At 74.0% G+C, this 25,844-nt stretch carries 23 protein-coding genes and 1 tRNA gene; 9 read left to right on the forward strand and 15 right to left on the reverse strand.

Annotation, left to right across the window (positions count from 1 at the left end):
* Window positions 1-88: 88 nt before the first annotated feature.
* The gene (locus AB0I67_RS24760; RefSeq protein WP_357927692.1) at window positions 89-1,264 is read left to right on the forward strand and encodes an ROK family protein; all 1,176 of its coding nucleotides are present in this window, start codon (window positions 89-91) and stop codon (window positions 1,262-1,264) included.
* 16 nt (window positions 1,265-1,280) lie between these two features.
* On the opposite strand, the gene AB0I67_RS24765 is transcribed toward AB0I67_RS24760, so the two are convergent.
* Entirely contained in the window at window positions 1,281-2,105 is an 825-nt protein-coding gene (locus AB0I67_RS24765) for a phytanoyl-CoA dioxygenase family protein (protein WP_357927693.1), read from the reverse strand.
* Between the two features lie 150 nt (window positions 2,106-2,255).
* Here AB0I67_RS24765 and AB0I67_RS24770 point away from each other — a divergent pair, with 150 nt between their 5' ends.
* The gene (locus tag AB0I67_RS24770) at window positions 2,256-3,077 is read left to right on the forward strand and encodes a helix-turn-helix domain-containing protein (protein ID WP_357927695.1); all 822 of its coding nucleotides are present in this window, start codon (window positions 2,256-2,258) and stop codon (window positions 3,075-3,077) included.
* On the opposite strand, the gene AB0I67_RS24775 is transcribed toward AB0I67_RS24770, so the two are convergent.
* Entirely contained in the window at window positions 3,052-3,933 is an 882-nt protein-coding gene (locus AB0I67_RS24775; protein WP_357927696.1) for a helix-turn-helix domain-containing protein, read from the reverse strand. The two genes, AB0I67_RS24770 and AB0I67_RS24775, sit on opposite strands and share 26 nt — an antisense overlap.
* Window positions 3,934-3,989: 56 nt before the next feature.
* Between AB0I67_RS24775 and AB0I67_RS24780 the strand changes: the two genes are divergently transcribed.
* Window positions 3,990-4,793, forward strand: coding sequence for a phytanoyl-CoA dioxygenase family protein (locus AB0I67_RS24780; RefSeq protein ID WP_357927697.1), 804 nt, complete (start codon window positions 3,990-3,992; stop codon window positions 4,791-4,793).
* A 61-nt stretch (window positions 4,794-4,854) separates the two neighbouring features.
* On the opposite strand, the gene AB0I67_RS24785 is transcribed toward AB0I67_RS24780, so the two are convergent.
* The 3 genes from AB0I67_RS24785 to AB0I67_RS24795 are packed head-to-tail and all read right to left on the reverse strand — an operon-like array spanning window position 4,855 to window position 7,055.
* Window positions 4,855-5,880, reverse strand: a complete 1,026-nt coding sequence (locus AB0I67_RS24785; RefSeq protein WP_357927699.1) for a ferritin-like protein — start codon at window positions 5,878-5,880, stop codon at window positions 4,855-4,857.
* Window positions 5,877-6,290, reverse strand: a complete 414-nt coding sequence (locus AB0I67_RS24790) for a cupin domain-containing protein (RefSeq protein WP_357927701.1) — start codon at window positions 6,288-6,290, stop codon at window positions 5,877-5,879. Before AB0I67_RS24790 ends, AB0I67_RS24785 begins: the two co-directional genes overlap by 4 nt.
* A 12-nt stretch (window positions 6,291-6,302) precedes the next feature.
* The gene (locus AB0I67_RS24795; RefSeq protein WP_357927703.1) at window positions 6,303-7,055 is read right to left on the reverse strand and encodes an SDR family oxidoreductase; all 753 of its coding nucleotides are present in this window, start codon (window positions 7,053-7,055) and stop codon (window positions 6,303-6,305) included.
* A gap of 172 nt (window positions 7,056-7,227) precedes the next feature.
* Here AB0I67_RS24795 and AB0I67_RS24800 point away from each other — a divergent pair, with 172 nt between their 5' ends.
* Window positions 7,228-7,536: a UBP-type zinc finger domain-containing protein gene (locus AB0I67_RS24800; protein ID WP_357927705.1), complete on the forward strand. Its 309-nt coding sequence runs from the start codon at window positions 7,228-7,230 to the stop codon at window positions 7,534-7,536.
* Here AB0I67_RS24800 and AB0I67_RS24805 read toward each other — a convergent pair.
* From AB0I67_RS24805 to AB0I67_RS24815, 3 genes are all read right to left on the reverse strand, one after another.
* Window positions 7,526-10,276, reverse strand: coding sequence for an AAA family ATPase (locus AB0I67_RS24805; protein ID WP_357927706.1), 2,751 nt, complete (start codon window positions 10,274-10,276; stop codon window positions 7,526-7,528). The two genes, AB0I67_RS24800 and AB0I67_RS24805, sit on opposite strands and share 11 nt — an antisense overlap.
* 104 nt (window positions 10,277-10,380) lie before the next feature.
* Entirely contained in the window at window positions 10,381-11,214 is an 834-nt protein-coding gene (locus tag AB0I67_RS24810) for an SDR family NAD(P)-dependent oxidoreductase (RefSeq protein ID WP_357927708.1), read from the reverse strand.
* 106 nt (window positions 11,215-11,320) lie between these two features.
* Window positions 11,321-13,567 carry a helix-turn-helix domain-containing protein gene (locus tag AB0I67_RS24815; protein ID WP_357927710.1) on the reverse strand — a complete coding sequence of 749 codons (2,247 nt, stop codon included), beginning with the start codon at window positions 13,565-13,567 and terminating at the stop codon, window positions 11,321-11,323.
* A 122-nt stretch (window positions 13,568-13,689) separates the two neighbouring features.
* On the opposite strand from AB0I67_RS24815, the gene AB0I67_RS24820 reads away from it, so the two are divergent.
* Complete coding sequence (locus AB0I67_RS24820; protein ID WP_357927712.1) at window positions 13,690-16,521, forward strand: AAA family ATPase; 2,832 nt, start codon at window positions 13,690-13,692, stop codon at window positions 16,519-16,521.
* A 30-nt stretch (window positions 16,522-16,551) separates the two neighbouring features.
* Window positions 16,552-17,379, forward strand: coding sequence for an alpha/beta hydrolase (locus AB0I67_RS24825; protein WP_357927714.1), 828 nt, complete (start codon window positions 16,552-16,554; stop codon window positions 17,377-17,379).
* A 15-nt stretch (window positions 17,380-17,394) separates the two neighbouring features.
* Here AB0I67_RS24825 and AB0I67_RS24830 read toward each other — a convergent pair whose 3' ends face one another.
* Window positions 17,395-18,048, reverse strand: coding sequence for a sigma-70 family RNA polymerase sigma factor (locus AB0I67_RS24830; protein ID WP_357927715.1), 654 nt, complete (start codon window positions 18,046-18,048; stop codon window positions 17,395-17,397).
* A 297-nt stretch (window positions 18,049-18,345) separates the two neighbouring features.
* Between AB0I67_RS24830 and AB0I67_RS24835 the strand changes: the two genes are divergently transcribed.
* The 3 genes from AB0I67_RS24835 (at window position 18,346) to AB0I67_RS24845 (ending at window position 20,438) form a co-directional block, all read left to right on the forward strand.
* Complete coding sequence (locus AB0I67_RS24835) at window positions 18,346-19,164, forward strand: alpha/beta hydrolase (RefSeq protein WP_357927717.1); 819 nt, start codon at window positions 18,346-18,348, stop codon at window positions 19,162-19,164.
* 116 nt (window positions 19,165-19,280) lie between these two features.
* On the forward strand, window positions 19,281-19,571 hold the full coding sequence (locus tag AB0I67_RS24840) for a WhiB family transcriptional regulator (protein WP_357927719.1): 291 nt from the start codon (window positions 19,281-19,283) through the stop codon (window positions 19,569-19,571).
* Window positions 19,572-19,607: 36 nt separating this feature from the next.
* Window positions 19,608-20,438 carry an alpha/beta hydrolase gene (locus AB0I67_RS24845; protein WP_357927721.1) on the forward strand — a complete coding sequence of 277 codons (831 nt, stop codon included), beginning with the start codon at window positions 19,608-19,610 and terminating at the stop codon, window positions 20,436-20,438.
* A 74-nt stretch (window positions 20,439-20,512) separates the two neighbouring features.
* Here the strand turns inward: AB0I67_RS24845 and AB0I67_RS24850 are convergent, their stop codons facing one another.
* The 6 genes from AB0I67_RS24850 to AB0I67_RS24875 all read right to left on the reverse strand — a co-directional run bounded on the left by AB0I67_RS24850 (window position 20,513) and on the right by AB0I67_RS24875 (window position 25,835).
* Window positions 20,513-21,424: a sigma-70 family RNA polymerase sigma factor gene (locus AB0I67_RS24850; protein ID WP_357927723.1), complete on the reverse strand. Its 912-nt coding sequence runs from the start codon at window positions 21,422-21,424 to the stop codon at window positions 20,513-20,515.
* Window positions 21,425-21,543: 119 nt separating this feature from the next.
* Window positions 21,544-21,759: a hypothetical protein gene (locus tag AB0I67_RS24855; RefSeq protein ID WP_357927725.1), complete on the reverse strand. Its 216-nt coding sequence runs from the start codon at window positions 21,757-21,759 to the stop codon at window positions 21,544-21,546.
* Between the two features lie 22 nt (window positions 21,760-21,781).
* On the reverse strand, window positions 21,782-22,528 hold the full coding sequence (locus AB0I67_RS24860) for an SDR family oxidoreductase (RefSeq protein WP_357927727.1): 747 nt from the start codon (window positions 22,526-22,528) through the stop codon (window positions 21,782-21,784).
* A 101-nt stretch (window positions 22,529-22,629) separates the two neighbouring features.
* Window positions 22,630-24,354 (reverse strand): FAD-binding protein, encoded by a 1,725-nt coding sequence (locus AB0I67_RS24865; RefSeq protein ID WP_357927728.1) that lies wholly within the window; start codon window positions 24,352-24,354, stop codon window positions 22,630-22,632.
* 36 nt (window positions 24,355-24,390) lie between these two features.
* Window positions 24,391-25,620, reverse strand: coding sequence for a low temperature requirement protein A (locus AB0I67_RS24870; protein ID WP_357927730.1), 1,230 nt, complete (start codon window positions 25,618-25,620; stop codon window positions 24,391-24,393).
* 141 nt (window positions 25,621-25,761) lie between these two features.
* Window positions 25,762-25,835 (reverse strand) — tRNA-Lys (locus AB0I67_RS24875).
* Between the last annotated feature and the right edge of the window lie 9 nt (window positions 25,836-25,844).

Here is a 25,844-nt window from a genome sequence, read left to right on the forward strand (position 1 = left end):
CCTAATTTCACGCCACATCGCACCTGGCTTCGTCAATCTCGACATCTATGATCATTGGCAGCCCGCGAGTTAAAGAGGAAACCTTCCAATGCCGCACCCTCCGCCCACCGGTGGCGACCTGTCCCGGCTGCGCCGGCTCAACTCGCTGTCGGCCGTCAACGCCCTGCGCGGAGCCGGAGCCGTCACGTTGTCCGCCCTGGCCGAGCGCACCGGCCTGTCGCGGCCCTCGACCAAGGAGGTCCTCGGCGAGCTGATCGACCTGGGCTGGGTCGCCGAGGTCTCGCCATCGGCGGGCGGCATGGGCCGGCCCGCCCGCCGCTACCGCTTCCGCGCCGACCGCGGGCACCTGATCGGCCTCGACATCGGAGGGCACAACGTCCGTGCCGCCCTGGCCGACCTCGACGGCGAGATCCTGGCCGAGACCAGGCAGCCCGTCCTGCCGCTCGCCCCGCGCGAGGAGCGCCTGGCGGCGATCGAGCGGGCGGTGGCCGGCTGCCTGGCCCTGGCCGGCAAGCAGCTCTGCGACCTGTGGGCGGTGGCGGTCGGCACCACCGGCATCGTCACCCCCGACGGCCGGGTCGCCTACTCCGCCACCATCCCCTCCTGGACCGGCCTCGACCTGGCCGGACGGCTGCGCGAGCTGTTCGGCTGCCCGGTGCTCGTCGACAACGACAGCCGCCTCGCCGCCCTGGCCGAGAACCGGCGCGGAGCCGCCCGTGGCGCGCAGGACGTGGTGTTCCTGCACGTCGCCAGGCGGATGGGGGCCGGCCTGATCATCGACGGCAAGCTCCACCGCGGCTTCGGCGCGGCCGCGGGCGAGCTCGTGATGCTGCCCGAGGTCCGCTGGCTGCGCGCGACGGGACACCTGAACGAGTGCGAGATCGTCCCCGAGGGCACCTCGCCGGAGGACGCCGCCGGGTACACCCTGGCCGCCGCCCGGCGAGGCGAGCCCCTGGCCATGGCGGCGGTCGACCGCTACCTCGACGACCTGGCCGTCGGCGCCGCCGCCATGGCCCTGCTGCTCGACCCGGAGGTCGTGATCCTCGGCGGCGGCTTCTCCCGCTCGGCCGACGTGCTGCTCGAACCGCTGCGCGCCCGGCTCGAACGCTCCTGCATGCGCCCGCCCGAGGTCCGCGCCTCCACCCTCGGCGAGGAGTGCGTGGTGCTCGGCGCGATCGACTACGCCGTCGATCACGTCGACCGGCACTACTTCACCACCGAGGCCGGACCGGTGCAGGCCCTGCCGCCGGCGACCGGCCCCTGAGCGGGGGCGGCGCCGATCACCGGTCGCCGGGCTCGGCCGGGCAGGGGTCGCCGATGTGCACCCGCGGGACCGGGTAGAGGACGTTGCGCCGCTGCTCGGTCAGGTCCTTGAGCCAGGCGTCGTCGTAGACGTAGCCGTACCGGCTGCCCGCCCACACCGGGCCGTAGCGGTAGATGACCACGCGGCGCTCGCCGGGGTTGGTGCGGGTGGAGCCGCCGTGCATCAGCCCGTCCACGAACAGCAGCGCGTCGCCCTTCTCCAGGTAGGCCGGGATCGCGCCGGGCAGGGTGTCCATCCGGTCGCCCTTGGCGTAGTCGCCGGCCAGCGGGTGCTTGAAGTTCGACTTGTGCGAGCCGGGCACGACCATCGTGGCGCCGTCGCCCTCGCCGATGTCGGTCAGCGCGAGGATGATGTTGACCTGGCCGCAGCGGAAGACGCCGTGGTCGTAGCGGTAGCCGCAGCGCAGCGCGGTGCGATAACCGCCCGAGTGCACCGGGTGGTGCCCGCCCGACTCGCGGATCGAGGCGATCGTCTCGTCGACGAAGACGCCGGGGATGTAGCTGTCCTCCTCCCCCGCGTAGTGCTTGACCAGGTCAAACCAGCTCGGGTGGTCGATCAGCTCCTCGAAGGGCCGGCCGGCGGCCACCGCCTGGTGCAGCTCGAAGCCGGTCTCGGGGGTGTAGTCGCGGCGCTGGGCGCCCCGGTACCAGTCGCCCCTGGCCAGGTCGCGCGGGAAGGCGTCGAACTCCGCGTTCAGGCGCTGGAGCAGATCGGCGTCGACGGCGTTCTTGAGGATCAGGTAGCCGTTGAGGTCGAACATGAAGTCATCGAGCTCGGACATGTCAGGAAACCTCCGTGATGTGGCGAGACGGGGTGTGGTGGGACTGGGATGTGGTGAGACCGGGATGTGGTGGGTCGCCGCCACTCTCCCCCGGCCGCCTCGCCCCGGTCATCCACCCGAACTCGCCGACCTGTCGCATATCCTCAAGGCGTGTCCTCCCTCGTGCAGGTCGTCGGCCTGCAGGCGTTCCACGAGACGGCGGGCTCCATGCCCCGCGCCCACATCCACCCCGAGCTGGAGTTCAACCTCGTCCTGTCCGGCACCGCCCGGTACGCGACGGTCAGCGGCGAGGTGGACCTGCCTCGCGGCCGGCTCGCCGTCTTCTGGGGCGGCTACCCGCACCGGCTCCTCACCGCCGAGCGCGTCGACCTCCTGTGGGCCACCGTCCCGCTGAGCGCCGTCATCGGCCACGACCCGCTGCGCGGCGCCGTCGAGCGGGCGCTGTCCGGCGAGTTCCTGTACGGCACAGCCGCCGAGGGCGAGCACGACCGCTTCCTGATGAGCCGCTGGGACCACGAACTGCGCCACGAGCCGCCCCGCCCGGTGGCCGAGGTCTGCCTGATGGAGATGCACGCCCGGCTGGCCCGGCTCGGCGGCGACCCGGGCGAGAGGTCGGGCTCCGGCGCTGCGGCGGCCGGCTCGGCCGAGCGCATGCTCGCCGTCGTCGCCCGCCGCTACACCGACAAGCTCTCCGTCGAGGAGATCGCCGACGCCGCCGGCGTGCACCCGACCTACGCCGCCCTGGCCTTCAAGCAGGCCCTCGGCATGCCCGTCTGGCAGTACGTCACCCGGCTGCGGGTCGCCCACGCGTGCCGGCTGTTGCAGGCCACCGACTGGGGCATCGACCGGGTCGCGCACGCCAGCGGGTTCCAGACCCGGTCGAGCTTCTACCGGGCCTTCGCCGGCTCGCTCGGCCAGACGCCCACGGAGTTCCGGCAGCGGGGGGTCACCGGCGTGGGGTACTTCCCGTGACCCGCGCCCGGTAGTCCCGGGGCGGCAGGCCGTACTCGCGGCTGAAGGACCGGCTGAAGTGGAAGGGGCTGACGAAGCCGGAGGCCGCCGCGATCCGGCCGATGTCCAGGTCGGTCAGCTCCAGGAGGCGGGCGGCGTGCCTGAGCCTGGCCTCCCGTACGGCCTGCATGGGCGTGCGGCCGGTCTGGGCGGAGAACAGGTGGGCGAACCGCGACGGCGACAACGCCACCGCCCTGGCCAGCGAGTCCACCGTGTGCGGGGCGCCCGGCTCGGCGGCGATGAGCGACTGTGCCTGCCGTACTCGCAGGTCGGCGCTCTCGTCCTGCGGCCTGGCGGTCGAGGCGGCCAGAACCAGCACCTCCTCGACGGCGCCCAGCACCAGCTCGCGGGCCGCGGGCGCCTCGGCGACCGCCGGCCGGTCGGCGGCGTCTTCGTCGGGCAGGGGCGGCAGCGGGCCGTGGCCCGGCCAGCGGGCGTCGGCGTGCGCCCGGCGGAAGGCCTGGTCCACGCGCTCGCGCACCGCCTCGGGCAGGGACGGCAGGAACGAGCACCTCCCGCCGACCGCGTACGGGGCCAGCCAGGTGTGCCAGGCGGGCCGGGGCTGGAAGTGGATCCACCAGAACCGCCACCCGTCCGCGCCGGGCGCCACCCGGTAGTGCTGGGCCACCTTCGACCCGAGAACGACCAGGTCACCGGGCCCCGTGGTGTGCGACCACTCCCCCTGCTCGACGTAGCCCGCCCCGGCCTCGGTCCACATCAGCAGCCAGCTCGGCGACCCCTCCGCGCGGCGCACCGAGTAGCCGGGCGCCTTGTCGTAGTGGCAGAGCAGCACCAGCTCGGTAGCAGGAACAGACATGTCGTCAGCCGTCGCAGACATACCGTCCACCCGATCACGTCCCTACCGTTGAGGTCATGAGCGAAGCTACCGCGACCATCGATCTCGCCGCCTTCCACGAGCACGGCTACCTCGTCGTCCCCGGGCTGCTCGGCCCGGCCGAGGTGGAGGAGCTGCGCGAGGAGTTCACCGCTCTGCACGCCGGCGGGCCGATCCCCGGCCACTTCACGCCGAGGCCGCAGGACGAGTCGGGCCCCTACGACCCGCTGCGCGACTACCCACGCGTCATGCACCCGCACCAGGTCAGCGGCGTCGCCCTGCGCTACCTGCTGGACGCCCGCTTCGGCGCGATCGTCGGCCGGCTGCTCGGCGAGGAGCCCGTAGCAGCCCAGAGCATGTTCTACTTCAAGCCGCCCGGCGCCAAGGGGCAGGCGTTGCACCAGGACAACTTCTACCTCAAGGTGGAGCCCGGCACCTGCATCGCCGCCTGGGTCGCGCTCGACGTCGTCGACCGGGCCAACGGCGGCCTCGAAGTGGTGCCCGGCACGCACCTGATGGACCTGTTCTGCCCGGACGAGGCCGACGACGACCGCTCCTTCACCCGCGAGTACGTCCCGCCGCCGCCCGGCCTGGAGCGCGTCCCGGTCGACATGCAGCCGGGCGACGTGCTCTTCTTCAACGGCAGCCTGGTGCACGGCTCGGAGCCGAACACCACCGCCGACCGCTTCCGCCGCAGCTTCATCTGCCACTACGCCGGCCGCTCCACCGAACGCATCTCCGCCTGGTACCCCACCCTCACCATGAACGGCCGGGAGATCCACTTCGACGAGGCCGAGGGCGGCGGCCCCTGCGGCACCGAAACCACCGCCGGCCCGCACTAGCCCGGGCCTCGCTCGGTCCAGGCGCCGGAGTTCCGCGGCCGCCTCGGCGCCGAGTTCGGCGTCACCGCTCCCGCCGGGGCAGGTAGGTGAAGGTCGGCCCCGCGGCGCAACCCTCCTCGTCGGTGAGCCGCATGAGCGCCTGCGCCTCGGCCTTCAGCTCGAACATGACGCCGGTCGCCTCGCCGAGCCGGCCGGGCTCGCCGTTGAACGTCTGCTCCAGGATCCGCAGCAACTCGCAGTAGGTCTCGTCGAACCGGTCCTGCGCCGCTCTGACCTCGCTTCCGGGCTCGGCCGGCCGCGGGTTGCGAGCCAGGGGACGGATGCCGTCCGGATCGACGGCGACCTTCTCCCCGGTCGGGCCCGACCGCGGCGTGTCACCGCGCCGGTAGCGCCGGCCGAGCTTGAGCTCCTCGAAGCGGTAGTAGTGGGCCAGCTCGTCCCGCTCGGGGTGGAAGACGCTCCGGTCGCCGTCCCAGACCGAACCGTGCGAGGCGCCCTCGCCCTGGTCCACGATCTCCTTGAGCGCGCCGAGCGCGGAGTCCAGATCCTCGACGGCGAACACCTCGCCGGCGGTGTGGCGGAACCGGGCTCCGCTGAGCTGCCGGGCCGGGTCGCCGCTGAAGACGGCCCGCTCGCCGTACCGCTCGCAGAGATGACGCAGGCCGGTTTCGACCGCGGCGTAGAACTGGCCGATGGTCTCGTACCGGTCGCTCTGGGCGGGCGCGTCCGCCGGGGCCGGCTGCTCCAGGCGCAGGAACATCTCCAGCGCCTCCGGCCCGAAGGGCAGCAGCGAGAGCTCCAGGGAGGGATCACCGTGCGGCAACGTCCTGGGGTACGGCGGCAGCATGCCGGGCTTGTCCAGCTCCGGCCGCCCGCCGACGGCGTTGAGCAGGTTCGCCGCGAGCGCCAGGTGCAGCATCTCCTCGATGAAGACGCCCTCGACGGCTTCGGCGGCCTCCGGGTTGCGCTCGGCGTCGAGGGAGTAGAGCGCGACCAGGTAGGGCGGAAGGGTGGCGTGCTCCAGTTCGACCGCCCACTGCAGATGCTCGCGCAGGCCGGCGAGCGTGGTGATGGGCTCGCGGCTCATCCGCCCCGCACCTCGGCCTTCCGCCGCAGCTCGTCCTCGCCGACGAGGACGAACATCGGCTGCCCCGGCGGGCAGAGCATCGTCACGGTGAACCGCAGCGGCACGTCGTCCCGGTTGTTGCCGTCGCGGTAGTGGATGAGGTCGCCGCCCGGCTCCCAGAACGCCTCGCCGGCGCGGATCACGCGAGGGGGCTCGCCTTCGAGCTCCATCAGCATCTCGCCGTCGAGCACGACGCCGAAGGCGGGGCCCGGGTGCCGGTGCGGCGGTGCGCCGGGGTCGCCGGCGGGGTATTCGACGAGCACGGTCATCACGTGCGCGCCGTCGGGGATGAACGGCGGCTGCGCTTCCTGGAGCACGGTGAGCGCGGTCTGCCAGGCCGTCGATCGCGACTTGGACGGATGGGCGTTCATGTCCGGCTCCCCCTACTTCCCGGCGCCGCTGTCGAGCCACTCCCGGTAGGTGATCTTGGCGAGCTGGGCGCCCTCGCCCGGCACCAGGGTGCGGTCGCCGGGCACGCTGCCGAAGTAACGCGCCTGCGGGTCGGTCACCACCTCGCGCGGATCGCCCCAGGCGGCCAGCGCCTTGCGGAAGAACTCGTCCATCCGGTACTCGATCGGTCCCCCGACCTCCAGCCGTCCGTTCAGCGGGGACCCGGCGGCCGTGCGGCCGACCGCCTGCGCGACCTCCTCGCCCGCCATCGGCTGGAAGGCGACCGGCGCGATCCGCACCTGGCCGTCCACCGCGGCCTCGTCGGCGATGCGCCGGGCGAACTCGAAGAACTGCGTGGCGTGGACGAGCGAGAACGGGATGCCCGAGTCCTGGATCAGCCGCTCCTGAGCGATCTTCGCCGCGAAGTAGGCGTTCTCCGGCATCTTCTCGGTGCCGACGACGGACAGGGCGACGTGGTGGCCGACGCCGGCCCGCTTCTCCGCCTCGAGCAGGTTGCCGGTCGAGGTGGTGAAGAAGTTCATCACGTCGGCGGGGGCGAAGGAGGGCGAGTTCGACACGTCGATCACGACGCCGGCGCCTTCCATGACCTCGGCCAAGCCCTGCCCGGTGAGCGCGTTGACGCCGGTGTCCGGGGAGGCGGCGACCGCCTCGTGGCCGTGCTCGCCGAGCTTGCGCACCAGCTTCGACCCGATCAGACCCGTTCCACCGATGACCACGACTTTCATGCGAACCTCCTGTGGACCGCCGGGCAGCCCCTGCTGCCCGGTCGCTGCTTAGACCGGACGGCAGTCCGCGTTCGTGACAACGGGCGGGAAAATCTCCGGCTCGTCCGCCGCTCGCCGGGCGCTCACGCTTTCGTGCGATGTCGGCGCGGGCCGCCGGCCGCACAGTCGAGGCATGCACAACGATCTCCAAGCCCTCTGCTCCCACGTGTACGGCTCGCGCCCGGCCGTGCCGGCCGGCCACGCCGACGTCTGCGAGGAGTGCTCGACCTCCGGCGGCCGGTGGGTGGAACTACGCGAATGCCTCACCTGCGGGTACGTGGGCTGCTGCGACACCTCGCCGGGCCGGCACGCCGCCGCCCACTGGGCCGCCACGGCGCACCCGGCGACCGCCTCGCTGGAGCCGGGCGACCGCGGCGGCTGGTGCTACGCCGACCGCAGCCCGTTGCGGTCGGTACGGCGAAGCCGCCGGATCACCGTGTAGGGACGTCGTGGTCGAGCACGAGCCGGGTCAGCTCCACCCGGGAGCTGATCCCGAGCTTGGTGAAGGCGTGCCACAGGTGGGTGCTGACCGTGTGCGGGGACAGGTGAAGCTGCTCGGCCACCTGCCTGTTGGTCGCCCCGCCGGCCACGAGCCGGACGATCTGCAGCTCGGAGGCGGTGAGGCTGTCCCATCCCTCGGTGGGACGGCTCGCCACCGTGCGGGCGCGACGCTCGCCCAGGGACCGCAGCCGCTCGCGCACCCTTGCCGCGTCGCGCACGGCCTCGGCCTGCTCGTAGAGGCTCAGCGCGTCGTCGAGGCAGTCGATCGTGCCGGTGTCCTCCAGGGCGGCGGCGAGCACGAGCGGGCGGGGGAGGTCGCGGTAGTGCTGGACCGAGCGGGCGAGGAGCGCGCGGTCGCCGGCCAGCAGGGCGCGGGCGTGGAGGGCGGTCGCGGTGAAGATCGGGATGCCGGGGTTGGCCCGATGCCGGGTCTCGGCGAACTCGGTGGCCCCGATCGCGCCGGCCCGGTCACCGGCGCGCAGAGCCCTGCGCACGAGCACGACCTCGTCCACCGGGTCGCCGGGATGCAACAACAACGACACGCCCCGGCCGCCCCCACCGGCCTCCGCCCCCAGAACCGCCCGGCCCTGTCCGGCCTCGGCTGCCAGAAGGACCCCGGCGGGTGCCCGGCCCTGGTCCGGCTCTTCTGGGTGGCCGGTGTGGAGGGCGATCCGGGCGAGCACGTGCCGGACGGCGGCCTCGTCGAAGCTGCCGGGGCCGAGCTCGCGCGCCATCGCCAGGACCGCTTCCGCCTCGGCCCGGGCGTCGCCGAGCCGGCCCGCGTCCAGGAAGATCCGGCAGCGGGCCATCCCCCAGGGCAGCAGCCCGGTCTGCCCGAGGTGCCGCGCCCTGCGCACCCCGTCGTCCGCCTCGGCCAGCGCCTGCTCCACCTGCCCCAGCGCGCTCAGCAGCAGCGACTTCCAGACCCGCGGCAGCCACGGCGCCTCACCCTGCGGCAGGTCCCCCGCCACGGACACCGCCTGGTCGGCGAGGTCGAGCGCACGATGGACCTCCAGCCGGTGCTCGGCGATGATCGAGCCGACGCCGAGCAACGTCGCCCGCGAGGCCTGGTCGGCCGCCTGGGTCGCGGCCACCAGAGCCTCCGGCAGCAGCCGGCCCGCCTCGGCGATCCCGTCCTCGTCGAGGAGCGCGAGGTTGACGACCAGGGTGGCCAGGAGCTGGGTGCGGGTCCTGGCCGGGAGCCCCGGCAGCGCGAGGCCGGCCCGGCTCTGCCGTACCGCTTCAGAAACGGAGCGCTGGTCGGCCACCAGGGCCAGCCCGAGCCTGATGTTCGCCTCGACCTCGACCGGGAGCGGACGGGCGAGCGCGCTCTCGGCGAGCGCGTACGCCTCACCGGCCTGGCCGGTCTGGGAGAACAGCGGCAGCGCCTCGGCGATCAGGGCGGCCTGGCGCAGCGGATCGGGCGCGGACAGCTCGATCGCCCGGCGGCTCATCTCGACCGCCGCCGACGGTGTCATGCTCGCGAGCTCCCGGGCGGCCTGCCTGAGCAGCGCGACCGCGCTGTGGTCCCCCGGCTCGGCGATCTCGGCGAGGTCGGCGGCCACCCGCACGACCGGCACGCCCTGCGCCAGCCGCAAGTCGACGGCCTCGCGGCGCAGCGCCCTGCGCAGCGTGGCCGGCAACGCCGCCCGGACGGCCTCGCGGATGAGGTCGTGGCTGAACACGAGGCTGCCGCCGGTCTCCGTCAGGAGGTCGGCCTGCAGCAGTTCCTCCAGCGCGTCCAGCAGGGTGGCCGCCGGCTCCCCGGTGAGCTCGGCGAGCTGGTCGACCGCGACGGCGCGGCCCAGGACGGCCGCGATCTGCGCCGCCTTGCGCGCGGACGGCGACACCTGCTCCAGGCGGTGCTGGACCGAGGCGTGGAACCGCAGCGGCAGCCGCCGCCTGGTCAGCCGGGCGACGCCGCCGGCGACGGCGACCGCGCCTTCGTCGAGCACGCCGTTGATCAGCTCGTTGAGCAGCAGCGGCTGGCCCTGAGCGCGTTGCGCCAGCTCCAGCAGGGCGTCGTCGGGGGTGGCGGCGAGCAGGTCTCCGGTCATCGCCGCGACCGCCCGGCTCCCCAGCGGCGCGAGGGTGAGCAGGTGCGCGCCGGACAGGTCGAGCGCGGAGAGCGTGGCGCGCACGTCCGGCGCGAGAGGCCCGGTGCGGGTGGCCAGGATCCAGGCGACGGGGTGCATCGCGAGCCGCCGCGGCAGGGTGCGCAGCGCGAGCAGGGTCCCCTCGTCGCACCACTGGAGGTCGTCGAGGACGATCACCACCGGGGCGGCGAGGGCGGCGCGCTCCAGATGCTCGTGGACCTCCTGCAGCAGCCAGTACCGGCTCGCCGAGGTCTCGGGCGGGTCCTGGACCGCGTCCGGGGGCAGGATGTGGTGCGGCGCCGAGTGCAGCGCGCCGAGCAGTGCGCCGAACGGGATCGTCTGGCTGTCGGGGTCCCCGCCGCCGTGGATGACGCGCAGGCCCGTCTCCTCGGCCATCTGCCGGGCCTCGGCGAGCAGCCTGGTCTTGCCGAGGCCGGGGCTGCCCTGGACGAGCACGGTGGTGCCCCGGCCCTGGGACAACGAGGCGAGGTGGGCGCGCAGGCCGGCCACCTCGTGCTGTCTTCCGCGCAGCCGATGGCGGCCGTGCTCAGCCGCGGCGCCTGCCTTCGACTGACGTGCGTTCAAGCTGCCCTCCGATCAACGGCGGCACCGCTCGATGCGGTGCGTGCGGGTGGGGTGTGTGCGGGTGGGGTATGTGCGGGTCCGGGTGTCGGGCGCCGGGTGGCCGGTCATCGGACCGATGGCGGCCGGTGGCCGTTCCAGCCGTTCTGACCGTTCCAGCCGTTCTGGTCGCTCTGGCTGTTCTGGGTGGGTGGCTCGTGGGGGGCGTCCGTGCTGAGCGACACCGGCCGCCACGCGTCGAGGTCCTGCGCCACCCGTTCGAGCTTGGCCTCGACGGCCGCGACCGCGTCCGCCCCGAGGTGCAGCCGCATCGGCGGGTCCTCCGCCTCCAGCAGGTCGACGATCGCCGCACCCCCCTTGACCGGGTCACCCCCCTTGCCCCGGTCCGAGGGAAGAGCCCTGAGGCGGCCCAGTTCCACGACGGTGACGCGGATCCCTGCCTCGGCGAGCTCGGCACGGAGGGCCTCGCTCACCGCCTCGACCGCCGCCATCGACGCGCCGTACCAGCCCGCGCCGGCCGGGGTGGAGAACCCCGCCACGGACCCGACCACGACAAGGCGGCCGGTCCGCTGCGCGGCGAGCACGGGCAGGACCGCCCGCACCACCGCGAGCAGCCCGAACACGTTCACGTCGAACAGCGCACGAGCCTGCGCCTCCGTCATCTCGGCGAACGGCGCGCGAACGGTGCGGACGGCGTCATGGACGAGCACGTCGATCCGCCCGAACCGGCGCATCGAGCGCTCCACGGCCGCCGCGGGCGCCTCCGGACGGCGCACGTCGAGCCCCAGTGGGAGCACCTCCCCGGCCAGACCGGCGAAGGCCGCCGTCACCGCCGTGCGGTCACGGCCCGTCGCGACCACCCGGTGCCCACGCCGCAGCGCTTCGCGGGCGACCTGATGGCCGATGCCCCGCGCGGCCCCCGTGACGAACCAGACCGCCATACGTCCTGCCCGATGTCGGCCTCCTCCCCCGGCGGGAGGCGGTGCCGTCCACCGTGCCATCGGAACGCGAGGCGGCACATCGCACGAACGTGCGATGTTCACCGGTTCACGCCGCCAGCTCCTCCAGCTCGACGAGGATCGCGTCGGCCCGCTGGACGTCACCCGAGAGCCTGAACTGCCGGGCCGCCTCGGCGAACGCCGCGCGGGCCTCGCCGGCCCGGCCGACGTGCCACAGCGCGCGAGCCAGGTTGAGCCGGGAGCGGCCGAACGCCAGGCCGATCGGATGCGCCTGGAGTTCGATCAACGCCTGCTCGTAGGAGTCGATCGCCTCGGCCCAGCGCCCGAGCTCGGCGTAGTTGTCGCCGAGGTGGTCCAGGGCGGTCCCGAGGCTGAACGCGACGATCGCCGGCGAACCGCCGTACTCCGGGTCGCGCAGCGTGGCCACCAGCGCCAGGTTCCGCTCCAGCGACTCCTCGCGCCGGCCCAGCCTGCGCAGGACGGAGATGTGCCCGGTCTCGGCCTGGGGATAGCCCTCGAGGTCGCCGGCCTGGCGGAGCAGTTCGCCGGCCCGGGAGATGTAGTCCAGCTCGCGGGCCCAGTTGGCCGGGTCGTCGTCGATCGCCCAGGTCGCGTAGACCAGCGCCCAGCCCTGCTGGCGGAGGTCGCCGATCTCCTCGGCCAGGGCCATGGCCCGCAGCGCGGCGGCCTCGGCCTCGGCCGCCCGGCCTTCGCAGATCCGCAACGCCCAGGACAGGTAGTTGAGGTGGACCGCCTCCTGCAGCTTGTCGCCCATGGCACGGGCCGCGGTCGAGGACAGCTCGAAGATCTCCCGCCAGTTCCCCCAGGCGATCCACTGGTCGGAGAACCAGTGCATCGACTCGGCCACCTCGACCACCGTGGCGTGCTCGCCCCGGCGGGCGGCCGAGCGCAGGGCCTCCAGCCAGGCCGTGCCCTCGGTCTGCAGCCAGTCGCCCGCCTCCTCCCGGCTGCCGAGGCTGACCAGGGAACGCCAGCCGGGGGGCGGCGCGCCGTATTCGGGCTCGAACCAGCGGCCGGCCACCACCGCGGTCTCCAGCAGCCATGCCTCCATCCTCCGGCGGCCCCGCTCGCGCACCTCCTCGGTCTCCTCCGCCGCGAGCCGGGCGCGGCTGTAGAGGCGGACCAGGTCGTGGAAGCGGTACCTGGCCGGGTACGGCGACTGCAGCAGGCCGAGCTCGGTCAGCTCCTCCAGCGCGTCCTCGGCGTCGTCCAGGTCGAGCTTGGTCAGCACCGCGGCCAGGGGCACGCCGAAGGTGGGCGCGGCGGTCTCGGCCAGCCAGCGGAACGCCTGCCGGGCCGTGGGGCTGAGCTGCTCGTAGGAGAGGGCGAAGGCCGCGGCGACGTGCAGGTCTCCGGCGGTGAGATGGTCGAGGCGGCGCTCCTCGTCGCCCAGCCGCGCGGAGAGCTGCTTGATCGTCCAGCCGGGACGGCTCTGCAGCCGGTTGCCCGCGATGCGCAGCGCGAGGGGCAGGTGCCCGCAGAGGCGGGCCACTTCCTCGACGGCGTCGGGCTCGGCGGCCGCCCGGTTCTCCCCGACGATGGACAGCAGCAGGGCGGCCGCGTCGTCCGCGCCGAGCTGGGCGAGCGGGATCCGGTGCACGCCTTCGAGGCCGCCGAGCGGACGGCGGCTGGTGACGATGGTCATGCTGGGGCCGTCCGAGACCAGGAAGGGACGGACCTGTGCCTCGTCGGCGGCGTTGTCGAGCACGATGAGGCAGCGCCGGCCGGCGAGCTGGGCGCGGTACAGCCCGGCGCGCTCGTCCTCGTCGGCGGGGATGCGCCGCTCGGGTGTGCCGAGCGCCTTCAGCAGCCGCGCCAGGCCGCTCGAACTGTCCAGCGGAACCGCGTCCATGCCGCGCAGGTCGAGGAAGAAGCGGCCGTCGGGGAACAGGTCGGCGAGCTGCCCGGCGGCGTGGACGGCGAGCGCGCTCTTGCCCATGCCCGCCACGCCCCAGACGGCCACCGCCACGGCGTCGCCGGAATCGCGTGGGACCAGGCCGCGCAGCAGGCCGAGTTCGTGCTCGCGGCCGGTGAAGTCCCCGATGCGGCGGGGCAGCTCGCACAGGCCGGTGCCGGCGGGAGCCGGCCGGGGACGTCCTTCCCTGGCCGCGTCGAGGAGCGCGTCGTGATCGTCGGGCGAGAGCTGCAGCACCTCGGCGAGCGCGGCGACGGTGCGGCGCTGCGGGCCGCGGCTGACCCCGCGCTCCATGTCGCCGATGGCCCGCACGCTCACCCCCGAGGCGTGCGACAGCTCCTCGATCGTCAGTCCGGCCGCCTGACGATGCGTTCTGAGCAGCGCACCGAAACCCGTCACCTCATGCCTCCCGGTTCAGGCAGAGGGCGGACCGCCTACTTCTGCCTGTCGTTCCGCCTCGTCGCAAACCACCACGGTTGCTTCCATTGTCCTACGCGACTTCTCCCGGAACGGACGTGCACATGAGCCGCACCAGCCTGGCGACAGCGGGCTTCGCCCCTTCCGAGCCCACCCCGTCCAGCCCCGCCGGCGCCGCCCCGGCGCTGCCGCTGCGTGGGCGGGAGGCGGAGCTGCGCGTACTGCGCGACCGGCTGCACGCCCTGCGCCGGGGGTCGGGCGGCGCCGTCCTCATCGAGGGGCCCCAGGGCGCGGGCAAGTCCAGGCTGCTCGCCGAGGTCGCCGAGCTGGCCACGAGCCAGGGCCTGAGCGTCCACGCCGGGGCCGGGACGAGGGAGGGCCACGCCGTCCCGTTCGCTCCGCTGCTGGACGCGCTGCTGGCAGGCCGCGAACCGCTGGTGGCGCGGCGGCGGCTCCTGGCGCTCAGCGCGGCGGTGGACCAGCGGTTCTGGCTGCTGCGCGAGCTGCAGCACGAGCTGGAGCGCGCCGCTTCCGAGGCGCCGCTGGTGATCGTCATGGACGATCTGCAGTGGTGCGACGCGGCCACGCGAAGCGCGTTGCGCGCGTTGCCGTCCCGGCTGGCCGGCTGCCCCATCCTGTGGGTTCTGGCCACCCGAGAGCACCAGCAGCCGGGCGCCTCGCGGGCCTGGCCGGCGGAGCGGCTGGTGTTGCGGCCGCTGTCCGCGGAGGCCGTGGCGCTCCTGGCCCACGACCTCCTGCGGGCCGTGGCCGAGCCGGCCCTGCTGGAGCTCGCCCGCAAGGCCGACGGCCGCCCGATGCTCCTGGTCGAGCTGCTCAACGGCATCCGTGAGGAAGGCGCGATCACCGTCGCGGACGGGATCGCCCGGCTGCGCGAGGCCGGGCGGATGCCGCTCCGCTTCCGCTCGTCGGTCCGGCACCGGCTCGACCAGCTCTCGCCGCTGGCCCGGGACAGCGTGCGCTTCGCCGCGATGCTCGGTCCCGACGTGGACGTCGAGGTCCTGGCCGAGTTGCTGCGCTGCTCGGCGGTCGACCTCATCGGCCCACTGCAGGAGGCCCTGCGCGCCGACCTGCTGACCGACCGGCACGGACGGCTCGCGCTCAGGAACGACCTGGTCCGTGAGGCGGTCCGGGTCGGCGTGCCGGCGGCGTTCCAGGATCTCGTGCGCCGCCAGGCCGTCGATGTCCGGCTGCGCCGGGGCGCGGCGGTCATGGAGGTCGCCGGCGACCTCGCCGCGGTCGCGCGGCCCGGCGACCACGAGGCCGTCTCGCTGCTGCGCCGGGCCGCCACCGACCTCGCGGGCCACTCCCCCGCCACGGCCCTGGACCTCAGCGTCCGCGCCACCGGCCTGGCCCCCGCCGACCACCCCGACCGCCCGGCGCTGATCGCCGAGACCGTCGTCCTGCTGTGGCTGGCCGGCCGCGAGGCGGACGCGCTGGCCATGGCCGAGGACGCGCTCGCCGGCCCGCTCGCCCCCGAGTCCGAAGCCCTCGTACGGCTCAGCCTCGCCCGGGTGTCCGGCGGGCGTTCGCCCCGCGAGGCGCTCCGGCAGTGCGACCTGGCCCTGGCCCTGACCGGCCCGTCGCCCGCGACCCGGGCCCAGCTGCTCGCGTTGCGGGCGCTCCTGCTCGCCCTGGCCGGCGAGGGCGAGGACCTCGGCCGGGGCGCCGAGTCGGCGGTGTGGACGCTCGACTCCCGCGGCAACCACGCCGTCGAGGCCACCGCGATCGCCCTCGGCGCCCTCGACGCCGTCCAGCGCATGGACTGGGGGCGGGCCTTCGACCGCCAGGACGAGGCGGTACGGCTCGCCACCGGCGTCGGCGTCCTGCACTCGCTGTGGCTGCCCGACCCGTCGTGGAAGAGCCTGCTCTGGGGATCGACCGGCCGGCCGGAACGCGGGCTGGAGGAGGCCGACGCCGGGCTGCGCCAGGCCCGCGAGCACGGACGCGCCGCCGCGGCGGCCACCTGGTCGATGTACCGGGCGCGCCTCCTGCTCGACGCCGGACGGCTGGCCGAGGCCCGCGCCGAGGCGCAGTCGGTCCTGGCCGGCGGGGAGCGCGGCGCCCTCGCCGACCTCACCGCCGGGTACGCGCTCGGCCGGGCCGCGATCCACGCCGGCGACCAGCAGGGCGTGGCCACGTTCGCCGCGGAGGCCCGGCGCATGACGGAGGAGGGGACGGCGTTCACCGCGCGGGCCGGATCCTGGCTGCTCGCCCTGGCCGCCGACGCCGGCGACGATCCTGGCTCGGCCCTGGCCCACGCGCACGCCGCCGTCGCCACCCCGGGCGGCGAGCTCACGGCGACGCCCCTGGACCCCGCCGACGACGTGGTCTTCGTGCGCATCGCCCTCCAGGCCGGGGACCGCGAGTCGGCGGCCCGGATGGTCCGGTTGACCGAGGAGCGGGCCGCCCGCAACCCGGAGTTCCCCTTCTTCGCCGCACTCGCCGCGCACGCCCGCGGCCTGCTCGACGGGGACGCCGCCCGGCTCGCCCGCGCCGGCGAGGAGCTCGGCGGCTTCGCCAGGCCGCTCGTGCGCGCCTCGGCCCTGGAGGATGCCGGCCGTACGTTGGGGGCGAGCGACCCGAAGGCGGCCGTCCGGCACCTGACCGCGGCGCTCGACCTGTACGAGGCGGCCGGCGCCCAGCGCGACGCGGCGCGGCTGCGGCGCAGGCTGCGCGAGGCCGGGATCCGCCGCCGCGGCCGGGCGTCCGGCGCGACCCACGGCTGGGGCGCGCTGACCGCCGCCGAGCTGCAGGTCGTCCGGCTGGTCGCGCAGGGAGCCACCAACCGCCAGGTCGCCGAGCGGCTGTTCGTCTCGCCGCACACGGTCAACACCCACCTGCGCCATGCCTACACGAAGCTCGACGTCAACTCGCGCGTCGAGCTCACCAGGGTGGTCGTCGAACACGACGGCTGACCGCGACATCGGAAAGGAGGCGGCGGCCTCATGGCTCACCTGCCAGGCGGCGCCACCCGTGGCCGTACCCCGGCCGACCTCTGCTACGAGGACTACGGTGACGGCCGTCCCGTCCTCATGCTGCACGACTGGCCGCTGTCCAGGCACATGTGGGCGGCGCAACTGCCGGCGCTGGTGGAGGCGGGGTACCGGGCGATCACCTACGACCGGCGGGGGTTCGGCGACTCCGGGCGGCCGTGGGACGGCTACGACTACGACAGCCTGGCCGGCGACCTGCGCCACGTGATCGAGCGGCTGGACCTGGGCGAGGTGACCCTGGTCGGGGCCGGGATGGGCGCGGCGGAGATCGTCCGCTACCTCACCCGGTACGGCCCGGCGGGGATCAGGGGCGTGGTGCTGGCGGGGGCGGCGCTGCCGTACCTCTACCGCTCCTACGACAACCCGCGCGGCCCCTGGTCGCCGGAGCTGTTCGACCGGATGCGGACCCGGCTGGGCGCCGACCGGTTCGCCGAGCTCGACGCCTACACCTCGAAGATGTTCGAGGCGGACGGCCGGGTGCTGCTGAGCGACGCCCACCGCGGCCACTACCGGACGCTGGGCACGAGCGCGGCCCCGCACGCGCTCGACGCCGCGCTGGCCACGCTGGCCCGCAGCGACCTGCGCCATGAGCTGGCGCTCCCGGTGCCCGCGCTGGTCGTGCACGGGGAGCACGACGAGATCGCCCCCTTCGAGGCGACCGGCGCGCTGGTCGGGGCCGGCACGGTCGAAGTCATCCAGGGCGCGCCGCACGGCTGCCAGACGACCCATCCGCTGCGGTTCAACCGCGCCCTCCTGCAGTTCCTGGCGCAGGGCCGATGACGCCGGCCGCCTGCCTCAGCGTGCCTTCCTGACCGGGAGCGCGGCGGCCAGCAGTTCCTCCAGCGGGGCCAGCTCGCCGTCCTGGGCGGCGGCGGAGAAGGCACGCACCAGCCGGCGGTGGGCGACGCCGTCCACCCGCTGGCGGCGCCCGCCGCCGAGGCGCTCGCCGGCGCGGCGGACGAGCTGGCGGGCGTGGTCGGCGCCGAGCTGGAGCACCTCCGCGATCTGCCGGTAGGGGTAGTCGAAGGCCTTGCGCAGCAGGTAGGCGCCCCGCTCGGCGGGCGTCAGGCGCTCCATCAGCAGGCGGACCGCCGCCTCGATCGCCTCGTGCCGTTCCGCCACCGTGTCCAGGCCGTCGGCCGGGTCGGGCGGTTCGGGCAGCCAGGGACCCGCCGCGCTCTCCCGGCGCTTCCACGCGGACTGGGTCACGTTGATCGCCAGCCGGGTGGTCGTCAACGCGAGGAACGCCGGCGGATTGTGCACGGCCGAGCGGTCGGTGCGTTCCCAGCGCAGCCAGGCCTCCTGCACCACGTCCTCGGCCTCGGCGGCGTCGCCGAGGAACTGCCTGGCGATGGCGTGGAGGCGTGGCCGGGCGGAGGTGAAGACGGCGGCGTCGGCGTCGCGGGGGCAGTCCAGGACGGTCAGGGCGCGGGCGCGGAAGTCGGGCATGGGCGGTCTCCAGTCGAGAGGTCGGCGCCGGTCGGTGGGCCCAGGAAACGCCGCACCGGATCGGCCGACATCGCACGGATGCGTGACCCCGCGCGCGGGCGCCAAGGCGGATCTGGAGCACGGGCCGGGGCCTCGCCCCCGATCGGGGCGGGCGCACGGCCGCTGAAGAGCGGCGGAGCGACCTCAAGTCTTCGTGCGATGTCGCGCGGGGCGGCGGCTGGAACGGTGGGACACAGGCCGGCGGCGACACCCGAGCCGCCGGAACTCCCCGCCAGAACCCCTGAGAAAGGTGTTGTCATGCTTCGACGATCGACTGCCCTGCGAGCCGCGGCCCTGGCCGTCGGCCTGGCCTCCGTCACGCTCTCCACCACCCCCGCCCTGGCCGGCGAGGAGGCGCGCAAGCTGCCCACGGTGGTGCTCGTCCACGGCGCCTTCGCCGACGCGAGCAGCTGGAACGGCGTGGTGTCCCGGCTGCAGGAGCGCGGCTATCCGGTGATCGCCGCCGCCAACCCGCTGCGCAGCCTGTCCGGCGACGCCGAGTACATCGCGAGTGTCGTCAAGAACGTCGAGGGCGGCGTCATCCTCGTCGGCCACTCCTACGGCGGCACGGTCATCACCAACGCCGCCCGCAACGCGCCCAACGTCAAGGCGCTCGTGTACGTCGCGGCCTACCTTCCGGAGGAGGGCGAGAGCACGCAGACCGCGCTCGACCCCGCGAAGTTCCCCGGCAGCCTGCTCGGCCCGGCCACGCTGGACCAGCGCCCCTACCGTGACACCGCGGGCGAGGGCGTCGACCTGTTCATCAAGCAGGCCAGCTTCCGCGAGGTCTTCGCCGCCGACCTGCCCGCCGCGCAGAGCCGGGTCATGGGCGCCACGCAGCGGCCGTTCGCCGTCGCCGCCTACACCGGCGTCTCCGCCGCGCCCGCCTGGAAGACGGTTCCGAGCTGGGCGCTCGTCGCCACCCAGGACCGGGCGATCGACCCGGACGGGCAGCGCTGGATGGCCGCCCGTGCCAAGGCCCACACCGTCGAGGTGAAGTCCTCGCACGCGGTCTCGGTCAGCCACCCGGGCGCGGTCACCGACGTCATCGTCGCCGCGGCTCGCCGTACTCGCTGAGCCCGGGCGGACCGGCCCGCGAGGGGGCGGGCCGGCCTCTGCGCGACAGCACGATCCGGCTCCACGTGGGCGGGCCGGATCACCTTCCCACCGGCACCGACCACCGGACGGCGACCATGATCATCGATCGGCGGCACGAGGCCGCCTCCGGCTCCACGCCGAGCCTGGGCTGGACGGCCCGCGCGGCGTGCAGCACCAGCGATCCCGACCTGTTCTTCCCGCTCACCTGGGAGGGACTGCCGGCCGGGCGCAGCGACACCGCCCGGCTCATCTGCCTGGGCTGCCCGGTCCGGCTGCCCTGCCTGACCTGGGCGGTCGAGACCGGCGAGCCCGACGGCATGTGGGGCGGCACCACCCCGGCGGAGCGCCGCCGGCTCCGCCTCCGGCTCGAACGCGCGGGCGTGTGACCACACCCCGTTCCCACCTCCAGAGATAGGACTGACATGCCCTTCATCAAGGTCGGCCAGGAGAACTCCCGGCCCGTCGAGCTGCACTACGAGGACCACGGCAGCGGCCGTCCGGTCGTGCTCATCCACGGGTATCCGCTGAACGGCGACTCGTGGGAGAAGCAGGAACGCGCGCTGCTGGAGACCGGCCACCGGGTGATCACCTATGACCGCCGCGGCTTCGGCCGGTCGAGCCGGCCCGTCGGCGGCTACGACTACGACACCTTCGCCGCCGATCTCAACGCCCTGCTGGAGCGGCTCGACCTGCTCGAGGTCACCCTCGTCGGGTTCTCCATGGGCAGCGGCGAGGTGACCCGTTACCTCGGCGCCTACGGATCCGGCCGGGTGAGCAAGGCGGTGCTGATCGCCCCGCTGCAGCCGTACCTGCTGAGGACCGAGGACAACCCGGCCGGTCTGGACGCCTCGGTCTTCGAGAACACCATGAAGGCCGCGGAGGCCGACCGGTTCGCCTTCCTGAAGTCGTTCCTCGACGACTTCTACAACATGGACGTGCTGGGCGGCACCCTGGTCAGCGAGCAGGCGTGGCAGGCCAGCTTCCAGGTCGCGGCGGCCGCCTCGGCCACCGCGACGGTCAAGTCCGTCCCGACCTGGGCCACCGACTTCCGGGGCGACCTGGCGGCGTTCGATGTGCCCACGCTGGTCATCCAGGGCGACCAGGACCGCATCCTGCCGATCGACGCCACCGGCAACCGGCTGGAGGGCCTGATCGAGGACCTGCGGTACGTGGTCGTCGAGGGCGGCCCGCACGCCATCGGCTGGACCCACGCCGACCAGGTCAACGCGGCCCTGCTCGACTTCCTGAAGTAACACCCGAGACGCCGCCGGCGCCGTCCCTGTCCCGGGGCGGCGCCTTCGGCATGTGAGCAGACGATCCCGCGGGCTCAGCGGCCCGTGCGGGTGCGCGAGCGCTCGAAGGTCTCGATCTTGTCGGGGCTGACCACCCACAGGAGCTGGTGGATGCCCTCCGGCGAGGCGTCGATGGTCAGCAGTGCCCGGCCGTGGCGGCCGCGCGGGACGAGGACGGCGGGCCGGCCGTTCAGCTCCACCCAGTCCGGCTCGACGCCCTGCCAGAAACGCGGCGCGAACGCCGCCATGAACCGCGCCACCCGGTTGCGGCCCGGCACGGGGAAGCGGGCCGCGCCCCTCAGGCCGTTGCCGTCGGAGGTGCTGACCACGTCCGCGGCGAAGAGCGCTTCGAGCCCGGCCACGTCGCCGTTCCTGGCGGCGTCGAGGAAGGCCGCCAGCAGGCGCCGGTGCTCGGCCCGGTCGACCGGCTCGTGCCGGACGGCGGTGAGGTGCTTCCGTGCCCGGCTGACGAGCTGGCGGACGTTGGCCGTGCTGAGCCGCAGGATCTCGGCGATCTGCGGGTAGGGGTAGTCGAAGGCCTCACGCAGGACGTAGGCCGCGCGCTGGGCGGGGGTGAGCCGTTCGAGCAGCAGCAGGAAGGCCAGTTCGAGGGCTTCGCCGCGTTCGGCGCCGACGGTCGGGTCGAGGCTGGTGTCGATCGGGTCGGGCAGCCAAGGCCCGACGTAGGCCTCCCGGCGGACCGGCGCCGACCGGGCGAGGTTGATGGACAGCCGGGTGGCGATCAGGGCGAGGAAGGCGGGCGGGTTCTCCACCACCGACCGGTCGGTGGCCTGCCAGCGCAGCCACACCTCCTGGACGACGTCCTCCGCCTCGGTCGCGCTGCCCAGCATGCGGTAGGCGATGCCGAACAGCCGAGGCCGCAGCTCGACGAAGGCCGAGGCCGCCGCTTCGAGGTCGTCCGCCTCCGCCGGGAGCCCGATCTGCATCTCGGCCCGCGCCTCCACCTCGTCGTCAGCCCGCCACGCGCTCCAGGCGTCGAGGCACCACGAGGGAATCGTACGGCGCGCCGCGGCGTCTCCCGCACGGAGACGCCGCCCGCCACGTGTCAGACGAGGTCGTCGCGCCGGTGGCCCTCCTCCAGCGCCTCGACCGCGTCGTGCAGGCCGCGCAGGCCGATCTCCTCGCGCTCGACGTCGGCCGGGTCGAACCTCCACTCGGTGATCGGGAGAGCCATCTCCTCCTCGGGCCGGCTCGACTCGGCGATGGTCAGTTCGACCTCGACCTCGACCCTGAGCTCGACCAACGCCTCGTTCTCGTGCATCTCTTCCTCCAGGTGCGAGTGATCAGGCATTACGGTCGAGCCAGCCGCGGTAGGTGGTCGTGCCGAGCGTCGCACCGTCGTCCGGCACGAGCGTGCGCTCGCCCGGCACGCTGCCGAAGTAGCGGGCGCGCGGGTCGGTGACCACCTCGCGCTCGTCGCCCCAGGCGGCCAGCGCCTTGCGGAAGAACTCGTCCATCCGGTCCTGCTGCGGGCCGCCGACCTCGACGCGGCCGTTCAGCGGGGCGCCGAGCGCCACCCGGCCGACGGCCTCCGCCACGTCGTCGCCCGCCACGGGCTGGAAGCGCACGGGCGCGATGCGCACCTCGCCGTCCACGGTCGCCTCGTCGGCGATGCTCCGCACGAACTCGAAGAACTGCGTCGCGTGCACCAGCGAGTACGGCACGCCGGAGTTCTCGATCAGCCGCTCCTGGGCGATCTTGGCCGCGAAGTACCCGTTCTCCGGCATGCGCTCGGTGCCCACGACGGACAGGGCGACGTGGTGCCCGACCCCCGCGGCCACCTCCGCCGCCAGCAGGTTCCGCGTCGAGGTGACGAAGAAGTCCATGACCGCCGATGGCTCGAAGGAGGGCGAGTTCGACACGTCGACCACCACCCGCGCCCCGGCCAGGACCTCGCCGAGCCCCTCCCCGGTCAGGGTGTTCACGCCCGTGCCCGGCGAGGCCGCCACCGCCTCGTGGCCCTGCTCGCCGAGCTGTTTCACCAGTTTCGATCCGATCAGCCCGGTACCGCCGATCACCACGATCTTCACTGCCGACCCCCTTCTGGCTGCCGGGGCGCACCACGCGGCACCCGGTCACCAGCTAAGACAAGGCAGCTCCCGAAGCTGTGACACCGGCCGGGCGGTCTTCGCTACTCGACGAGCTTGCCGTCGGCGGAGACCTCCGCCATGAGCGTCGCGATCTCGGCGGGCACGGGCGCGATCGCCTCGCGCTCGACGGCTCCCGGCCCCGACCAGACGAGGTTGACGCGCAGCGCGGGGTCCGCCTCGGGGTAGTCGGAGCGGTTGTGGCAGCCGCGCGTCTCCCGGCGTTCGAGGGCGGTCTCGACGGTGGCCCGGGCGGCCAGCAGCGACGACTTGAGGTCGAAGGCGTGCGCGAGATCCTGGAATCCGGCGAGGTCGGGGTGCACGCCCAGCCCGTCCAGCCGGGCCTCGACCTCGTCGAGCTCGGCCAGTCCCTTGCGCAGGCCGGCCTCGTCGCGGACGACGCCGGCGTGCTCGGTCATGGTGTCACGCAGCGTGCGTTGCAGGACGCGCACGTTCTCCGGCCCGTCGGCGGCCAGCAGGCCGTCCACCTCGGCGCGGGCCTCGGCCAGGGCTTCGGCCGAGCGGCGCTGGGCGGTCAGCCCCGCCGAATGGGCGGCGGCGGCCTGGCCGGCGAGCCTGCCGTACACCAGCAGTTCGATGAGCGAGTTGCCACCGAGCCGGTTGGCGCCGTGCAGGCCGCTGGCCGCCTCGCCGATCGCGTACAGGCCGTCGACGTCCGTGCGATGGTCGGCGGGGCGGACCCACACACCGCCCATCGAGTAGTGCGCGGTGGGCGCGATCTCGATCGGCTCCTTGGTGATGTCGCGCATCTGCAGTTCCAGCAGCGTCTGGTAGACGCGCGGCAGCCGGTTCATGATCGTCTCTCTGGGCAGGTGCGAGACGTCCAGCCACACCCCGCCGTCCGGGGTGCCGCGCCCCTCCTTGATCTCGGTGTAGGCGGCCAGCGCCACCCGGTCACGGGTGGACAGCTCCATGCGCTCGGCGTCGTATCGCCCCATGAACCGCTCGCCGAGCGCGTTGCGCAGGATCCCGCCCTCGCCGCGCGCCGCCTCCGAGACCAGCGTGCCGGCCACGTCCTCCGGCGCGATCAACCCGGACGGGTGGAACTGCACCAGTTCGGGATCGCGGAGGCGGCAGCCCGCCAGGACCGCCAGGCGGAAGGAGTCGCCGGTGTTCTCGTCCCGCCGGGAGGAGGTGCGCCGCCAGATCCTGGTGTGCCCGCCCGCGGCCAGGATGACCGCGTCGGCGTGGATGACGTAGCGGCTGCCGTCGGCCAGGTCGAACCCGTAGGCGCCGCAGACCGCCTGGTCGCGGACGAGCAGGCGGGTGATGTACACCGAGTCGAGGATCGGGACGCCGAGCCGGGTGGCCCGGCCGACGAGGGTGCGCTGGATCTCCAGGCCGGTGTAGTCGCCGGCGAAGGCGGTGCGCCGGTGGGTGTGGGCGCCGAAGAAGCGCTGGGAGATGCGGCCGTCGGCCTCCCGGGCGAAGGGCATGCCGTACCGTTCGAGGTCCGCGATGCCGCGGGCGGCGTTCTCGGTGACGATCCGCACGATCTCGGGATGGGCCAGGTGGTAGCCCTCCTGGATCGTGTCGGCGGCGTGCTGCTGCCAGGTGTCCTCGGGGTCCATCGTGGCGAGCGCGGCGTTGATGCCGCCGGCGGCGAGCGCGGTGTGCGCGTCGGCCTTGGGCCGCTTGCCGACCGCGAGCACGTCGACCCGGCGTTCGGCCAGCTCGATCGCGGCCCGCAGTCCTGCTCCCCCGGTTCCTATCACCAGGACGGACGTGGCGATCCTGTGCTCGGTCATGGCTGTTCCTCCGGCGCGCGACGAGAGCGGTCGGCATCAAGACCGGACGGCGGCGCGTTCCGTGACAACCGCCCGCGAAACGGACCACAGCGTGGCGGCCAGGAGGCCCACGCAGGCCAGGGCGACGAGCACGACCACGGCGGCGACACCGGCCCATGCCGCCGTGAGCGGCAGCAGCAGGAGCGCGGCCAGGCAGAGCAGCAGGGCCGGCGCCCGCACGACCGGCGCGCCGGCGGCCAGCGCGTGGACCGCCCAGAGCGAGGCGAGGTAGCCGGCGGCGGGGATCGCGACGGCGTAGCCGATCGCCTGCGGCGAGGCCGCCACGTGGTGCCCGCTCTGCTCCACCGCGACCTCCAGCCCGGCGCCGAGGGCGGCCAGGGCGGCGAACACGCCGAAGTGCCCGTAGCCCCACCAATAGGACCGGTGCCGCCGGTCGCTGAGCCCTTGACCCGCCTCCACCAGGAAGTACAGCCACCAGAGCGTGAACAGCAGGATCAGCCCGGCCCCGGCGATCACGACGAACCGCCAGCCGACCTCGCCCGCCGCGAGCGCCCCTTCCACGCCCCTGCTGGCGGCCAGCACGCTCTCGCCGAGCAGGATGATCGTGAACAGGCCGTAGCGTTCGGCGATGTGGTGCGGGTGCCAGGTCGTGGGCCGCGCTCGTTCCGCCCACCTCGGCACCGCCAGCTCCAGCGCGGCCAGCACGAGGAAGAGCGGCAGGAGGGCGGAGCCGGGGAGCACGCCGCTGTCCGCCAGCGCCAGCCGGAGCAGCCAGCCCACCTGGGCGAGGCCGATGCCGAGGGCGTACCGCAACCCGGTGCGGCGGCCCTCGGGGTCCTCCAGCGCCGCCCGCACCCACTGCGCGATCAGCCCGGCGCGCATGACCAGGTAGCCCACCGTGATGATCGCCAGATCGCCGTCCTCGACCGCCGCGGGCACCCCGGCGGCCAGGACGAGCACCCCGGCCATCTGCGTCATCGTCAGCACCCGGTAAAGGACGTCGTCGGTGTCGTACGACGAGGCGAACCAGGTGAAGTTCATCCACGCCCACCAGATCGCGAAGAACACCTGGAGGAACGGCACCAGCCCGCCGAGCGCGTGCCCCTCGGCGACGGCGTGTGCGAACTGGGCGACCGCGGCGGCGACCGCCACCACGAAGGTGAGGTCGAACAGCAGCTCGAGCTGGCTCGACACCCGGTGCGGCTCGTCGATGGGCCGCGAGCTCATCCGCAGCCGGATCCGGACGGAGATGATGGGGGCAGGCACGGTGGAGCTCCTGTCGCTGTGCATGGGCCGGTCCGACACATGGACAAGACAGCAGGAGGATTTGTGACAAGCGGGGCGACGCGCTTGAGGCGCCGACACGAGAAAACCCCAGCTCAGTTCTGAGCTGGGGTTTTCCGTCTGTGCGCCGCCAGGGACTCGAACCCCGGACCCGCTGATTAAGAGTCAGCTGCTCTAACCAACTGAGCTAGCGGCGCTTGCGACGA

Origin of the sequence: Nonomuraea sp. NPDC050310, assembly GCF_040655795.1 — a bacterium.
GTDB lineage: Bacteria > Actinomycetota > Actinomycetes > Streptosporangiales > Streptosporangiaceae > Nonomuraea.

Coding starts and splice junctions, on each gene's coding strand:
- AB0I67_RS24760 (WP_357927692.1), top strand. CDS start 89: ATGCCGCACCCTCCGCCCACCGGTGGCGACCTGTCCCGGCTGCGCCGG.
- AB0I67_RS24765 (WP_357927693.1), bottom strand. CDS start 2,105: ATGTCCGAGCTCGATGACTTCATGTTCGACCTCAACGGCTACCTGATC.
- AB0I67_RS24775 (WP_357927696.1), bottom strand. CDS start 3,933: ATGTCTGTTCCTGCTACCGAGCTGGTGCTGCTCTGCCACTACGACAAG.
- AB0I67_RS24780 (WP_357927697.1), top strand. CDS start 3,990: ATGAGCGAAGCTACCGCGACCATCGATCTCGCCGCCTTCCACGAGCAC.
- AB0I67_RS24785 (WP_357927699.1), bottom strand. CDS start 5,880: ATGAGCCGCGAGCCCATCACCACGCTCGCCGGCCTGCGCGAGCATCTG.
- AB0I67_RS24790 (WP_357927701.1), bottom strand. CDS start 6,290: ATGAACGCCCATCCGTCCAAGTCGCGATCGACGGCCTGGCAGACCGCG.
- AB0I67_RS24795 (WP_357927703.1), bottom strand. CDS start 7,055: ATGAAAGTCGTGGTCATCGGTGGAACGGGTCTGATCGGGTCGAAGCTG.
- AB0I67_RS24800 (WP_357927705.1), top strand. CDS start 7,228: ATGCACAACGATCTCCAAGCCCTCTGCTCCCACGTGTACGGCTCGCGC.
- AB0I67_RS24810 (WP_357927708.1), bottom strand. CDS start 11,214: ATGGCGGTCTGGTTCGTCACGGGGGCCGCGCGGGGCATCGGCCATCAG.
- AB0I67_RS24820 (WP_357927712.1), top strand. CDS start 13,690: ATGAGCCGCACCAGCCTGGCGACAGCGGGCTTCGCCCCTTCCGAGCCC.
- AB0I67_RS24825 (WP_357927714.1), top strand. CDS start 16,552: ATGGCTCACCTGCCAGGCGGCGCCACCCGTGGCCGTACCCCGGCCGAC.
- AB0I67_RS24830 (WP_357927715.1), bottom strand. CDS start 18,048: ATGCCCGACTTCCGCGCCCGCGCCCTGACCGTCCTGGACTGCCCCCGC.
- AB0I67_RS24835 (WP_357927717.1), top strand. CDS start 18,346: ATGCTTCGACGATCGACTGCCCTGCGAGCCGCGGCCCTGGCCGTCGGC.
- AB0I67_RS24840 (WP_357927719.1), top strand. CDS start 19,281: ATGATCATCGATCGGCGGCACGAGGCCGCCTCCGGCTCCACGCCGAGC.
- AB0I67_RS24845 (WP_357927721.1), top strand. CDS start 19,608: ATGCCCTTCATCAAGGTCGGCCAGGAGAACTCCCGGCCCGTCGAGCTG.
- AB0I67_RS24850 (WP_357927723.1), bottom strand. CDS start 21,424: ATGCAGATCGGGCTCCCGGCGGAGGCGGACGACCTCGAAGCGGCGGCC.
- AB0I67_RS24855 (WP_357927725.1), bottom strand. CDS start 21,759: ATGCACGAGAACGAGGCGTTGGTCGAGCTCAGGGTCGAGGTCGAGGTC.
- AB0I67_RS24865 (WP_357927728.1), bottom strand. CDS start 24,354: ATGACCGAGCACAGGATCGCCACGTCCGTCCTGGTGATAGGAACCGGG.